Source organism: bacterium, assembly GCA_040753555.1.
Lineage (GTDB): Bacteria > UBA9089 > UBA9088 > UBA9088 > UBA9088 > JBFLYE01.
Genome location: JBFMDZ010000039.1, coordinates 1 through 15,431 on the forward strand (window position 1 = coordinate 1; position 15,431 = coordinate 15,431).

At 39.8% G+C, this 15,431-nt stretch carries 12 protein-coding genes; all 12 read left to right on the forward strand.

Annotated features, from left to right (window positions below; translation table 11 throughout):
• The first annotated feature begins 364 nt into the window (after window positions 1-364).
• Window positions 365-1,246, forward strand: a complete 882-nt coding sequence (locus AB1630_04920; GenBank protein ID MEW6103143.1) for a T9SS type A sorting domain-containing protein — start codon at window positions 365-367, stop codon at window positions 1,244-1,246.
• A 424-nt stretch (window positions 1,247-1,670) separates the two neighbouring features.
• Window positions 1,671-2,516, forward strand: a complete 846-nt coding sequence (locus AB1630_04925; protein ID MEW6103144.1) for a DUF5618 family protein — start codon at window positions 1,671-1,673, stop codon at window positions 2,514-2,516.
• The gene (locus AB1630_04930) at window positions 2,516-2,659 is read left to right on the forward strand and encodes a hypothetical protein (GenBank protein ID MEW6103145.1); all 144 of its coding nucleotides are present in this window, start codon (window positions 2,516-2,518) and stop codon (window positions 2,657-2,659) included. The genes AB1630_04925 and AB1630_04930 overlap by 1 nt, the downstream gene beginning before the upstream one ends.
• Window positions 2,660-3,115: a hypothetical protein gene (locus AB1630_04935; protein ID MEW6103146.1), complete on the forward strand. Its 456-nt coding sequence runs from the start codon at window positions 2,660-2,662 to the stop codon at window positions 3,113-3,115.
• Between the two features lie 58 nt (window positions 3,116-3,173).
• On the forward strand, window positions 3,174-4,004 hold the full coding sequence (locus tag AB1630_04940) for a PorV/PorQ family protein (protein MEW6103147.1): 831 nt from the start codon (window positions 3,174-3,176) through the stop codon (window positions 4,002-4,004).
• 1 nt (window position 4,005) lies between these two features.
• Window positions 4,006-4,686 (forward strand): hypothetical protein, encoded by a 681-nt coding sequence (locus AB1630_04945; GenBank protein MEW6103148.1) that lies wholly within the window; start codon window positions 4,006-4,008, stop codon window positions 4,684-4,686.
• 100 nt (window positions 4,687-4,786) lie between these two features.
• A complete protein-coding gene (locus AB1630_04950) occupies window positions 4,787-5,116 on the forward strand; it encodes a hypothetical protein (protein ID MEW6103149.1) in 330 nt (109 codons plus the stop codon).
• Complete coding sequence (locus tag AB1630_04955) at window positions 5,116-5,451, forward strand: hypothetical protein (GenBank protein MEW6103150.1); 336 nt, start codon at window positions 5,116-5,118, stop codon at window positions 5,449-5,451. Before AB1630_04950 ends, AB1630_04955 begins: the two co-directional genes overlap by 1 nt.
• 19 nt (window positions 5,452-5,470) lie before the next feature.
• Window positions 5,471-5,683 carry a hypothetical protein gene (locus AB1630_04960; GenBank protein ID MEW6103151.1) on the forward strand — a complete coding sequence of 71 codons (213 nt, stop codon included), beginning with the start codon at window positions 5,471-5,473 and terminating at the stop codon, window positions 5,681-5,683.
• Window positions 5,684-5,687: 4 nt separating this feature from the next.
• A complete protein-coding gene (locus AB1630_04965) occupies window positions 5,688-5,897 on the forward strand; it encodes a hypothetical protein (protein MEW6103152.1) in 210 nt (69 codons plus the stop codon).
• A gap of 97 nt (window positions 5,898-5,994) precedes the next feature.
• Window positions 5,995-6,351: a hypothetical protein gene (locus tag AB1630_04970; protein ID MEW6103153.1), complete on the forward strand. Its 357-nt coding sequence runs from the start codon at window positions 5,995-5,997 to the stop codon at window positions 6,349-6,351.
• Window positions 6,352-6,376: 25 nt separating this feature from the next.
• A partial coding sequence (locus AB1630_04975; protein MEW6103154.1) for a hypothetical protein occupies window positions 6,377-15,431 on the forward strand: 9,055 nt, incomplete at its 3' end.

Sequence of the window (15,431 nt, forward strand, 5' to 3'; positions counted from 1 at the left end):
AAAAAAACTTAATTTTATCTTCTGAAATAGTCTGCACATTCTTTATATCGGTTTTTAAAGCAAAAAACTTGAGAATTTTTTAGTCTTATGTTAATCTATTATTAAGGTAGCGGAAAATGGGAAATTATATCCTAATGAGATAAAAATAACCACAGGCCTCTCGCCAAATACCCTTCCTGTTTCAGGTCAAGGAACAATCGCCAATATATCTTTTATCGCAAGAGCTCCTGGGACGGCAACCATTTCTACATCCGATGCCTATCTTATAAGGGAATACTCAAAGGAGGGGCTTCTTTCTTTATTTTCAACCATAACAATAGCTACCACCCTGCCATACCTTGAGTTTGAGGATATTCCAAATCAATTGACCCATAAGCCATTTTTAATAACCCTCTATGCAAAGGATAGCCAAGGAAATCCTTTATTCTTAATATCAGATATTACCCTTGATGACTATACCCATACAATTTTTGGAAGCTTAAGCCTTAATGGAACATACACCACAGGAACAGCAACCATATTACAATCCCCCAATAAAGGGCTTAATAGAATTATAGCCATTACAGGAACAATATCTGGAGTAAGCAATCAATTTATAACCTTTGCCAATGAGTCCTCTGAGCATAAGATTGGTATACCAAGCACCGTGGGAACAATTACCATAGAGATTGGTTCATCAACATTTGGAAACGATTACTATGTTGATGTAGACGATAATCTTTCTGGGATAATTGAGCTTCCCGAGGGAAATATTGGAATGGGAATAGGGATTGAGGTCTCAACCAGCTCGGGAAAAATAGAGGGAAGCCTTACCTTTTCATTTAGGGTAGAGATTCCTTATCAAGAGGAAAGCCTGGGGGATATAGATGAAAAGACATTAAGGCTATATGCCTTTAAGGATAATAGCTGGCATCTTACAAGGGATTCCAATGTTGATACAATAAGAAATATTGTCTTTGGGCTTATTGACCACCTTTCAATCTTTGCAATCCTTGGAAGCAAAACAAACACCCCATCCTATCCCCTTTTTTGGCCAAACCCATATTATGCAGATAGGCACAATAAGATTGTATTTAGCAATGAGATAAACGAGGCTTTTGTCTATAACCTAAAAGGAGAGCTTATAAAGGAAATAAAAACACATATCTGGAATAATCCAGAAAATGAGCTTCCATCCGGTGTTTATTTTATCATTCTTAAGAAAGGAAAGAAAAAATATATAAGGAAGCTTGGGATTGTAAGATAGCTTGGCAAGTTTAAGATTTATCCTAAATAGAGGAGATAAGTAATCGCTGAAGGAAGGAATGAAAAGTATAATGTTGTAATAACCTATTGGGAGGAGAAGAAATAATGCGATATTTTTTGGATATAAAAATTTTTCTTGACAGGAAAGTAAAAAATGTTGTATATTTAAGTAAATTTAAAAAATAAATTTGCAATTTAAAAAAAAGCTAAAGTTTTTTTTCTTTTTTGCCGATAAATAATAAAAGGGATTTTGTAGGCAGGAAAGAAAGGGAGGGGAGAAAGGTGAAAGTTGTATAAAATAAGAAAAGATGAATTTTTACACCAAAAAAAGGGAGGTGAAAAAAGGGGGATTAAACTAAAGACTGGCAAAATACCAGTCTCTTTTATTTTAAAGAGATGAGTCTTGGGCAGATTTTTAAGACAAAATGGGAGAGATAAAGGTAAAGGTTGGGCTAGAAAATTTTGCAGATAGATATATGTATCTTAAAAATAAGATAAGAAAAGATGAGATAAGAAGCTATGAGATGGAGGGAGTAGTTGATACAGGTGCGGTGATGCTTGCCCTTCCTCAAGATGTAGTAGAGGAGCTTGGTTTAGAGATTTTGCGCAAGGTAGTGGTTACTTATGCAGATGAGAGAAAGGAGGAAAGGCCTGTTGCTGAAGGCGTTACCATAAAGATTGGTAAAAGGTTTATGACCACTAATTGCATTGTTGGGCCACCAAGGTCCGAGGCATTGATAGGGCAAATTATTTTAGAAGAGCTTGATTTAGTTCCAGATTGTCAAAAACAGACCCTAGGTCCAAGGCCTGAATCACCAATCTATCCTTCTTTGAAAATGAAATATGTTAAACATAAGGCTTTTTTAAAACCAAAAGACCAGAAAGAGGCATTTTCCAATGCTAAAAGATATATTGCTAATGCAAAGGAGACATTATCAAAATCTCCTATTGAGTATGACCGATACAAGGATGAAAAATATGTTAAGGAGGCATCAGGAATGGCATATTTAGCAGCCATTTCTGCAATTGATGGCCGGCTTCTTTCAACTGGCACATCCCCTGACAAGCTTCCAGCAAGGATTAAAGAATGCGAAAAGGCATTAAGAAGGATTCCTCATAATGGAAAGCTGATGGCAGCTATGGGTACTGTCTATGAAAATCTTCATATCTTTGGCTATTATAGGAGCGGAGTGAGTGTTGATATGATAAAAGATGGCTTTCAAAAGGCAAAGTTAATTATTGATACATTATCAAAGGAGAAAGTAGCATAATGTCATACTTAGAGATGTTGGGACTGATTGTTGCAGGAGGAGGAACAGTGGCTTTAATGTTAGGTATTTTCTTGGTAATATATTTCAAGGGAGAATGGAAGGATGTTAGGCGGATTTCTTTTAGAGAATTTAGGGGGATTTAGATGCCAGTAGCATTACCGTTAGAGGTTTATGAGGTATTAGAAAGAAGCTTTGGTAGGGAAGATGCAACAAAGGTTGTAAAATCCTTTGAAGCAACCATTTTTGATATTACAGATTATAAATGGAAGACCACGAATGATGAGTTGCTTAAAGCCATAAGGGAAGAATTTATAACGAAACAGGTGTTTGTTGCAGAGATGAAAGCAGTTGAGGCAAAGATAGAGAATGTAAAGGTAGGATTGGAGGCGAAGATAGAGAATCTAAGGTTAGAATTGGAGGCAAAGATAGAGAATCTAAGGTTAGAATTGGAGGTAAAGATAGAGAATGTAAAGGGAGGATTAGAGGGAAGGATTACAGGGCTAAATGGAAAATTGAATTTTTTGATAATCCTTACAATCCTTGCCCTTACCTTTACGAACCCTGTTGTGGCTGATATTATAAAGGGATTGATAAAATGAAGAAGATTAATATGATTGATAGACGGGCAGAAGAAAGGCATAGGGAGGCAATGGCAAGATGAGAATGGTATTTGCATTTTTGATTTTAGCTGGTTTTTGCTTAGCAAAGACAGCCGGGGAGAGTGGATTGGCTTTTCTTAAGCTGGAAAGAGATGGCTTTGGATTTTTTGAAAATCCCGCATCTTTGGTAGATAAAGGAAGGTCAGCGGGTTTTATGTACTCAATGCCATTAAATGAAGTAAGTGGCCTTAAGCAGGGGTTGGCAAATGTATCCTATCCATTAAAGAACGGCGTAATCGGTGGAGAGATAATTTATTTTGGCTATGGCGAGATGGATGAATACGATAATTCGGGAACAAGGACAGGAAGAAGCTGGTCTGCCTATGACCTTTGTGCAAAGCTTTCCTATGCAAGGGAAATGTTTGGCTTAAAGCTTGGCGGCGCTCTTAAGGCAATAAGCTCAAAGATTGATACTGCAAAGGGAAGTGCCTTTGCCCTTGATTTTGGTGCAATAGCTAACCTTTGTCCAGGGCTAGAAGTCGGAGGAAGCCTAAAGAATCTAGGAACAAAGATAAAGTATGATCACGATAAATTTTCGCTTCCCTTAAGCTTCAATATTTCTTCATCCTATAATATCCCATTATTGGCAAAGATAAAGGGAGAATTGACCATTCCCAATGATTCTGACCCTTATATTTCTTTGGGAATAGAAAAGGAATTTGTAAAGGTCTTAAATTTAAGATTAGGCTATTCTACAAGAAAGACATCGGGTTCGGGAATATCCGCTGGCTTTGGAGTGAAGCATCTAGCCTATTCATTTGACTATTTATTTAAACCCTATGGAAATTTGGGTGATTCGCACATTGTTTCAATGGGGGTTAAGTTTTAGGATGGATGTTAAAGATATAACTGAGGCAGTTTCAAATATTTTGATTCCAAAGCTTGGTGAGCTTTCTGCAAAAATAGATGGAATTGAAAAAAGGATGGAGAGGTTTGAGGGAAGGATGGATGAGTTTTCGGGAAGGATGTCTGCTATGGAGCAAAGGATGACTGCCTTTGAGCAACAGCTTATTTATATCCATCAGAGGATAGATGATACGAACAAAAGAATAGATGATGTAAGGACAGAATTGCTTGGAAAGATAGATGAGACAAACAAAAGAATAGATGATGTAAGGACAGAATTGCTTGGAAAAATTGAGGATGCACGAACTGAATTGCTTGGAAAAATTGAGGATGCACGAACTGAATTGCTTGGAAAAATTGAGGATACACGAACTGAATTGCTTGGAAAAATTGAGGATACACGAACTGAATTGCTTGGAAAAATTGAGGATACACGAACTGAATTGCTTGAAAGGATTGAGAAAATAGATGAAAAGGTGGAAGAAATAAGAAAGGATGTAATAAGAAGGCTGGATGAAATGAATAGATGGATAGGTGATACAAATAAAAGAATAGATGGATTTTTTGATAAGACAGTTATCCATAAGGAAAGGTGGGAGAATATAGAAATTAGGGTTTTAAGGCTAGAAGAGGGAATGCAGATGCTTAAGGAGAAGGTAGCATAATGGAGGCAGGTAGTATTAGAAAGAGGCTTGCGGTTCTAACAGGTGGAGTCTGCCTTTTTGTGCTTTCGTCCCTGTTTATGGTAAAGGAGGAAAGAGAACAATGACCTGGTTACAACTTATTGCCCAAGGTGCTATATTTGCTACATTTATTGGTGCATTTATTGCGATTGCGGCATATTTCAATGGGAGGCATATAAAGGAAGGGGTGAAAGATATAGGAAGTTTTATAAAAGAGACACAGAACCTTATAAGAGAGACACAGAACCTTATAAGAGAAACACAGAAAGAGACGCAGAACATTATTGTCTCTGAAGCCGAAAAATCAAGGGAATTGATGGAGAAAATCCATAGCGAGACAATAAAATATATAGAAAGGACTCATAGTGATACAATGCTTGTTTTAGAAAGAATGGAGAGGAGGGTAGCATAATGTCATACTTACAGATATTGGGATTGTTTGTTACCGGAGCAGGGACATTGGCTTCTATCTTAGGTATTTTCTTTGCCGTATATGCAAAGCAGAATGGAAAGGTTACCCGTGAACTTATTACTTCTGAGAATAAAAATATGCGGGAATTTCTGGAGAAATTTATTGCAGATGAAAATAAAAATATGCGTGAATTTATTGCTTCTGAGAATAGAAATATGCAAGAATTTATTGATAAAGCCCTAACAAAGCTTGGAAAAGAGTTGGGAAATATTCTTGATAGAATTGATATGCGGGCAGAAGAAAGGCATAGGGAGGTAATGGTAAAGTTAGGATGAGGTTTAAAATGAGGTAAAAATGAAGAAGCTTTTAGCTTTAGTGGTATTTGGGCTGAGTTTTTTAACCCAAGAGGCAAGAGCAGCGGATTGGTATGTGCCAAGCCAGTATGGGACAATTGCGGCGGCAATTAGTGCTGCAACCAGTGGCGATGCAATTTATTATGTTGCCCCAGGAAACTACAATGAGGCAGTTTATAGAAATCATAAAATCAATGGTGGTAAAATAAGGTGATGAGATGGAAATAGAGAAGATAAAAGAAAATTACAAAGATGAATGGATCCTTCTTTCCAAACCTGTAATTTCTGAAGCAAAGATTAAAAGAGGAGAGGTAATCTTTCATAGCAAAAAATGGATAGAGGTTCAGAGAAGCTTAAAAAACTTTAAGGGAGATAAAGCCTTATTATATACAGGGAGAATTCCCGATGATGTAGAGGTAATATTATGACAACCATTGACTTTTTTAAATTTTTGAAATAAGGATGGAAAAGAATGAAGAAAACCTTGAGTTTAGTGGATTTAAGGCAAAAATAGGGAGGTATTAGATGGCAGTAGCATTACCATTAGAGGTTTATGAGACATTTGAAAAAAGCTTCGGGAAAGAGGATGCAAAGAGGGTTGTGAGGTCATTTGAGGCTGTAATTCAAGATGAAATAGAGCATACATGGAGAACAACAAAGGATGAGTTGCTTGATGCCATAAGAAAGGAGTTTATAACAAAGGATGTATTTGTTGCGGAGATGAAGGTATTTGAGGAAAGGATAAATGTGGTTAGAATAGAGCTTGAAGCAAAGATTAAAAGCTTGGATACAAAGATGAATTTCTTAATAATCCTTATGTTTCTTGCCCTTACCCTTATGAACCCAGTTGTTGCAGATATTATAAAGGGATTGATAAAATGAAGAAGATTAAGGAGAAGGTAGCATAATGGAGGCAGGTAGTATAGGAAAGAGGCTTGCGGTTCTAGCAGGTGGGGTCTGCCTTTTTGTGCTTTCGTCGGTGTTTTGGGCGAGGGAGGCAGAGGGGGTTGTTCAGATTTGGTATAGAGAGCCCGGGTCGGGAAGTGTGGGAATTAATGTAGAGATAAGAGGGACAGTAACAGACCCAACAAATCATGGCTATGATGTAGCTATTGATTTTGGAACCCATCAAACTATTACCCAGGTAGGAAGCGATGGAGGCAATGGAGCTTTTACAGCAAATTTCATTGTTAGCACTCAATCTTATGGAACAAAAATAATTACTGCAAGAGTAGTAAATCCTGCGGTTACAGAAGCTCCTGCCACCACAACCTTCTTTATCCTTCCCAACCTCTATTATTGCTATCCCCAATCAGGACCCGTAGGAGAGCTGGTAACCATTATGGGCAATGGGTTTGGGACACAAACAGGCACAGTAACTATTGGCTTTGGAACACACCAAGCTATAACTACGGCAGTGCCAAATCAAAACGGGACATTTTCTATAACATTTTTTGTAGATACCCAGACCTTTGGGACAAAGGTAATTACGGCAAGGGATATTAATAATGCTTTAATTATAAGTACAACCACATTTTTCTTAACCAGTAAGATATATTTTAGGGCACCACCCGAAGGGACATTTGGGACAACGATAACCATTATGGGCAATGGCTTTCCTGGGACAGAGACAGGGATGGTTACAATACATTTTGGAATAACCCAAAGCATTACAAGCGTAGTCATTGATAATGCAAATGGTACATTCTCTGCAACATTTATTGTAGATACCCAGCCAGGGGGGTCTAATGTTATCACGGCAAGCGGTTGGTCTTTAGAGGGAACCCCTCGTGCAACAAATGTTTTTTATGTTCTGCCTGAAATTCTTAATGTCTCTCCAGATAGAGGGACGGTTTCCTCAATTGTGACAGTTATAGGAAGGGGTTATAGTGGGATGGTTACCATTGATTTTGGAACGCATCAGACAATAACAACCACGATTGCGGCTTATGGTGGGACATTTACTATAACATTTATGGTAAGCACACAATCCTATGGAACAAAGGCAATCACTGCCAGGTGGCTGGATGGGGCTATAGTAAGATATGCTGAAACAACACCCTTTAGAATCACTGGAAGGATAACCATTAGAACCCCGGCTTCAGATGTGGTTGGCTCTACGATAACCATAGAAGGGAATGGATTTGGAACGGATACTACTATGCCGGTAATAAAGATAGGCTTTGGAAGTCAGGAAACTATAACCACAGTTGTGCTTAATAATGCAAATGGGACATTTTCAACAACCTTCCTGGTGAATACTCAACCTTATGATACTAAGGTGATTACCGTAACTGGACCTTCGGGGAATGAGGATACAACCCTATTCTGGATAAGATCAAAGATAAGCCTTGTTTCTCCAGTCTCAGGGATTATTGGGACACTAGTAACTGTGGAAGGGACAGGATATATGGCAGGTACACTTACCCAAATTGGATTTGGAATTTCTTTACCCATAGGTTTATACCCCAGTGGGATAAATTTTAATTCTAGCGATGCAGGGACTTTTTCTAAAGCATTTAAAGTTAATACCCAGCCGGGAGGAACAACTGTAATTACGGGTCGTCATTATTATACGACAGATATTTTAGCCACCTCCACCTTTGTCATTCTCTCCCAAATCATTACGGTTGTTCCTTTGTCGGGAAAGTATGGGGATGTAATTACGGTGATTGGAAATGGGTATAGCAAAGATGGGACAGTAACCATTGCATTTGGAACCTCGCAGACGATTGCCACAGGATTTCCAGGGCCAAATGGGACATTTTCAACAACCTTTATTGTAAATACTCAACCCGGGAATACAAGGGTAATAACCGCCAGAGACCTTGAGAAGCCAACCCTTCTTTTTGCAACCTCTACATTTAATGTTCAGGGAAAGATTGCCAGGGTATATCCAGCAAGCGGGAAGGTAGGCTCTGAGGTTACTGTTGAGGGATGGGGCTATGATGGGACGATTACCGTTCACTTTGGGACAAGCTATACCATAGCTACAAAGGTATTTAGTGATTCTGCAACCTTTACTATAACCTTTATTGTGGATACCCAATCCTATGGCTTAAAAACAATCACGATGAGCGATATAGATAATACAGGCTTATCAAGTTGGGATGTAATGACAAGTGCATTTACTATTGTGGGAAAGATAACCCTGGTCTTTCCCTCCTCTGGTGTGGTTGGCTCTTTTGTAACGGTAACTGGATGTGGTTATGGGACAAATACAACCATAAGGATTGACTTTGGAAAGACCCAGACAATAACAACCACGCTTTCTGATAATCTTGATGGCACATTCTCAACATCATTTATTGTAGATACCCAGCCCTATGATACAAGGGTAATTACCGCATACGGGCCATTAGAAAATTTTGCAACAAGTCTTTTCTTTATAAGACCAAAGATAAGCCTTGTTTCTCCACCCTCAGGGATTGTTGGAACAGTAGTAACAGTGGAAGGGACAGGATATATGGCAGGGACACTTACCCAAATTGGATTTGGAACCTCTTTACCCATAAGTTTATACCCGGGGCCGGGGGTTAATTTTGATTCTAGCGATGCAGGGACTTTTTCTAAAGCATTTAAAGTTAATACCCAGCCGGGAGGAACAACTGTAATTACGGGTCGTCATTATTATACGACAGATATTTTAGCCACCTCCACCTTTGTCATCACTTCCAAAATCATTACCGTCAATCCACAATTAGGCACAGTAGGAAGCACGGTTACGGTGATTGGCAATGGCTATGGGACGGGGACAGTCCAAATTGACTTTGGCACAAAGCAGACAATCACCACAACAACCGCAAGCATAAATGGCACATTCTCGGTAACCTTCTTTGTCAATACCCAAACTGGAGGGACAAAGGTAGTTACAGCAAGGGATTTGGGTGAGAATACATCTTTATGGGCAACCTCTATATTTACTATCCAAAGAAAGATTTCCTTGCTATTTCCTGCTTCAGGCACTGTGGATTCTGCGATAACCCTTGAGGGAACTGGATTTAAGGGAACAGTTACCATTGACTTTGGGAAAACCCAGACAATCACAACTGCACCAGAGAATGAAAATGGGACATTCTCTGTAACATTTCTGGTAAATTCCCAAGTCTATGGAACAACGGTAATTACAGCAAGGGATACAGAGGCTGGCCTTGATACCACTACATTTATCATCACTACAAAGATAACGAGGGAGCCGGAAAGCGGGCCGGTGGGAACATTTATTACCATAACCGGTGCAGGCTATGGCTCTGAGACAATCCAAATTGACTTTGGCACGCATCCTACAATAACCACAGCCTCGGCGGTTCCCAATGGGACATTTTCCATAACCTTTGCTGCCTCAACCCAGCCTTATAGTGCAAGCGAGAAGGTAATAACTGTAAAAGGGCTTATAAGTAGCCAACAAAATACAACTACATTTAAAATAAAGGCAGGGATATATTTTCTTACGCCATTATCAGGAGCTCCGGGGGTAAGGATAACTGTAATGGGAAGTGGGTATAGTGCGCCAGATAAAGAGGTATCTATTTGGTTTGGAACATCAGATATTGTTGTTGCAGGCGGCCTTAACAAGACAAGCTCAAATGGCACATTCTCAACCTCATTTCTTATCAATACCCAACCCTTTGGCTCAACTGTAATCACAGCAAAGGATGATTATAGTGGCAAGAACGCTACCACAATCTTTGTTATCATCCCCCAGCCCCTTTCAATAAGCCCACAATCGGGAAAGGTGGGAGATTGGGTTGTTGTATCGGGTGCAGGTTATGGAGCAGGAGAGGAAATCCATATTTCATTTGGCACAAATCCGACCATAACCACAAAAATTGCAACCGGGAATGGGACATTTTCTACGAGCTTTCAGGTTGATACCCAGCCAGGTGGAACAACAATAATCACGGCAAAGGGTGTAGGAGGGACAAGCACAGCTTACTCTGGCTTGGGATATTACAATATTCAGCCCGATATAATTTCATTAAACCCAGGCTCAGCAAGTGTGGGAACATACATCACCCTAATCGGCAATGGTTATGGTTCATATACCACAGGTCAATATGTCTTTGTTGACTTTGGAACAAATTATACAATTGCAACAATTAAGGTAAATGCCAATGGCACATTCTCAACGAGCTTTCTTGTAAATACCCAGCCAGCAGGGTCAACAACAATTACAGTAAGGGAGACCCTTAGTGGTGCTTTGAGACAGGATACAACAACATTTATAATAAGAGGAAAAATCTATTTCTTAAATCCAACAGGTGGCGGCATTGGAACAATTGTAACAATTAAAGCCTCTGGTTATGCTTCTTCTACCTATGTCTACATTGATTTTGGAACAACAAAGACAATTGCAACAGGCTATGGTGGACCAAATGGCACATTCTCAACAACATTTGTTGTAAATACTCAGACATCAGCAACATCAGTAATTACTAGCCGAACAGCATTGGATATAAATGGAGGCATAGCAACAACACAATTTACTATAAGCGAGAGGATATATTCTCTTACTCCAGCATCAGGTTATGTTGGGGATATTGTAACAATTGAGGGAGGTTATGGGTATTCTGGCACAGTTACAATACACTTTGGAACACAACAGACAATAACATCAATCCCTGCTTCCAATATACTAAACGGCACATTCTCAACAACATTTATTGTCAACACCCAGCAATATGGAACAATAATAATAACTGCATTAGATGGAAGTGGTCATTCTGCCACTACAATCTTTAAGATTCTTCCAAAGCTCATTTTGGTAAATCCACCTTCTGGCAGGGTTGAAAGTGGCGTTACAGTTATAGGTAATGGCTATGGCTCTGGAACACTTGTTCGCATTGACTTTGGAACAAAGCAAACCATAACATCAACAAGGGCAAACGCTAATGGCACATTTTCAACAACCTTCATTGTTAATACCCAACTGGGAAATACAAGGGTTATAACTGCATACCAGACCCTTTCTGACTATGCAACATCAGGGTTTAATATACAGGGAAATATAACAAAGATTACTCCATCAAGAGGCACTGTAACAGGGATTGTAACAGTTGAGGGAAGGGGATATAATGGAAATGTTTATATAGACTTTGGAACAAGCTACACCATAGCACAACCATCAGCCTCAGAAGCTTCAAATGGCACATTTTCAACCACATTTCTGGTAGACACCCAGTGTTGGGGTTCAAAGACAATTACGGCAAGGGATACGGATTCCCTTGATTTTATTACCACCGCATTTACATTGGTGGGAAGGATTACAAGGGTTTGGCCTACAAGTGGGGTGGTTGGCTCTATTGTAACCGTAATTGGAGATGGGTATGGAACCACAACTGAGACCATAAGGATTGACTTTGGAACAAATTATACCATAACCACAAAGACAATTGATAACCTCAATGGCACATTTTCCATAACCTTTATTGTTTCAACCCAAGAATATGGGACAAAAACAATCACTGTATTTGGCAATGTATCCAATCAGATAAGGACAACTGATATATTCAAGATTATTCTGAATATTACTTTAGTTACCCCGCAATTTGAAAGGGTTGGCTATCCATTGACGGTTGAAGGGACAGGATATGGCTCAAGCTCAACCATTGTAATCCATTTTGGAACATCCTATACCATAACCACAGTTATTGGAGGTCTTAATGGAACATTTAGCACAACATTTCTTATAAACACCCAGCCCTATAGCTCAAAGACAATCACGGTAAGGGATTGGGATAATAATGTAGAAACATCAATAGAAGCCTTTACCATGCGTGCCCAGATATATATTTATCCAAGTTCTGGTCCACCAGATACCCCAGTTACGGTTAAGGGTTCGGGTTGGTCTCATGGAGGAGGAGCACATAGAATCGACATTTATTTTAATGGAAATTTTAAAGTAAGTTATGATACTATTGACAATGGAGAGTTTAATGCTGGGGGTGCCCAATCGTTTGTAGTGTCGGGCGTTACAATGGGAACGAAGACAATTACCGCAGTTGATTATAGTACAGGGATGACATTGCCGTATCCCTATACTGAGAGCGGTAGTTTTAATGTAACCGGAGCAATTAAGAATGTTATCCCAGGCTCTGGGCCAGTTGGTAGGGTAGTTACGGTAGAGGTGGATGGCTATCCTTCTACAGATACAGTTTATATCCACTTTGGAACGCATTTGACAATTACAACGGCAACTCCAAGCCTTCCAGCCAATGGAGGAACAATAGCAGCAACATTTATTGTATCTACCCAAACCTATGGGACAAAGGTAATTACAGCATCTCAGCCAGGTGGAGAGATACCAGATTTGACCTCAACCTTCTTTATCACCCCAAAGATTATTATGGTTTCCCCGAGCTTCTGGTTTGTAGGAAGGGTTGTAACTGTCCAAGGGACAGGCTATGGGACACAAAATGAGATAATAAGGATTGACTTTGGCTCTCATCAGACAATCGCAGCCGGGATAGTTACATATGGCAATGGCACATTTTCAACCACCTTTATTGTCTCAACCCAGACCTATGGTTCTAAAGCAATAACCGCAAGTGGCCAGGAAGCAAATGAATGGGCAACATCGGTATTTAAGATTATCTCGGATATTACCATGGTAAGCCCTTCCTCAGGGATTGTGGGAACCCGTGTATTCGTGGAGGGAAGGGGGTATAACCCAGGTCGCATATATTTTGATTTTGGGACATTATTTAATACCGACTCAGGATTTGATGTAGCAGGTTATGGAACATTTTCAATAACATTTATCGTCTCTACCCAGAGTTACAGCACAAAGGTAATTACGGCATACAATACGGAGGACACAGGTATTGCCACCTCAACCTTCTTTATCCTGCCTTATATTTATTATAGAAGCCCAGCGAGTAATACAGTAGGCTCTCCAGTAACCATTATGGGAAGTGGGTATGGCACGCAAAATACCATTATTTACATTGACTTTGGAACACACATAACAATAACAACGACCACAATGAATAATAACAATGGAACATTTTCAAGGACATTTACCGTCTCAACCCAGAAGGCAGGGACAACAGATATTACTGTAAGACAGTCTTGGGGCAATCCATTACATTATGGAACAACATCATTTATCATAAAGGGAAGAATCTATCTCTTAAGCCCGGCAAGTGGTTTGGTAGGTAATGTGGTAACCGTGATGTGTTGTGGCTATGGCTCCTGGACAGGCACTACCAATTATGTCTACATTGACTTTGGAAATGCAAAGACCATTGCCACCACAAAAGGGAATGCAAACGGGACATTCTCAGCAACATTTGTTGTTAATAACCAGCCAGCGGGAAACACAGTAATTACCTCAAGGACAAATAATACAACCTATGAGGGAGGCATTGCTACCACAACATTTGTCATCAAGGGAGGGATAACCCTGGTAAGTCCACCTACAGGCTATGTGGGAAGTGTTGTAACCGTTACTGGAGAAGGATATAATGGCGAGGTAAGGATTGATTTTGGAACGCATTATACCATAACAACCACAACAGCAAATCTAAATGGAACATTCTCTACCACATTTATTGTCTCAACCCAAGTTTTTGGCTCAAAGCAAATAACTGCTTCTGATAATGAATCTTCTGCCTCTACGATTGCGTTTAAGATAATAGGAAGGATAATCCTTATCTCTCCAGCTCAAGCAAAAGTGGGAGAGGAGGTTACAGTTTTAGGAACCGGATATGGAACCTCAGGGACAACTATTTACCTTGACTTTGGAACACACAAGACAATTACAACAGGAAACCCATCAGGCGAAAATGGGACATTTTCTATAACATTTTTGGTTTCAACCCAGACCTATGGCTCAAAGGCAATTACCGCAAGGGCTTTATTGCCCGAGTTCTATGAAAATGCAACCATAGCATTTACTGTAAGGGCAAGGCTTGTCTCAGTATATCCATCATCTGGCCAGGTTGGTGTTTCTGTGGTTACCGTTCAAGGCACAGGCTATGGCTCCTGGACAGGAACAGAGACAATACAAATTGACTTTGGCACATCCTATACCATAACCACAACCATAACCAGCGAGAATGGGACATTCTCGGCAACATTTCTTGTGGATACCCAACCATATACTAATTTAAAGACAGTAACCGCAACTGGGCTTACCAGTGGTGAGATAGGGGTTATTCCTGATACCTTCCAGATTAAAGCAAGGATATACTTTATTACCCCCTTATCAGGACAGCCTGGGATAACCAGGGTTACTGTAATGGGAAGTGGGTATTCGTATGGTGGTAGTCCTCCTGAAAAAGATGTAAGCATTTTCTTTGGAACATCAGGTGTTGTTGAAGGCAACTTTAACAAGACAAGCTCAAATGGCACATTCTCAACCTCATTTCTTATCAATACCCAACCCTTTGGAACAACTGTAATCACCGCGAAAGATGATTCTAGTGGTGAGTTATCCACCACAACCTTTATGATCATCCCCGAGAGGGTTTTTGTTGCTCCCCAATCAGCCAAGGTTGGTGATGCGATTACATTAACCGGATCAGGATATGCTGCATCTGAGACAGTTTATATCCACTTTGGAACAAAGGAAACCATTACAACCACCATTGCAAGCCCGAGCGGTTCATTCTCAACAACATTCCTTGTAAATACCCAACAGGGTGGGACAACCCAGATTACAGCTTATGGCATACCAACCAGCACAACCTTTGCCATTGGGAGCTTTACCATTACTCCAGACATCATCTTTAGCACGCCGTTAAAAGGCTATGTCGGAAATAGGATAACAATAATTGGCAACGGCTATGGCTCAGGCTCCCTTGTCCAAATAGACTTTGGAACGCACATAACAATTGCTACTGTTATTCCCAACCTTAATGGAACATTCTCAACATCATTTATTGTATCAATCCAAAAGTATGGGACAAAGGTAATTACAGCAACTGACTTAAACCGAGAGAATCGTTGTGATACAACCA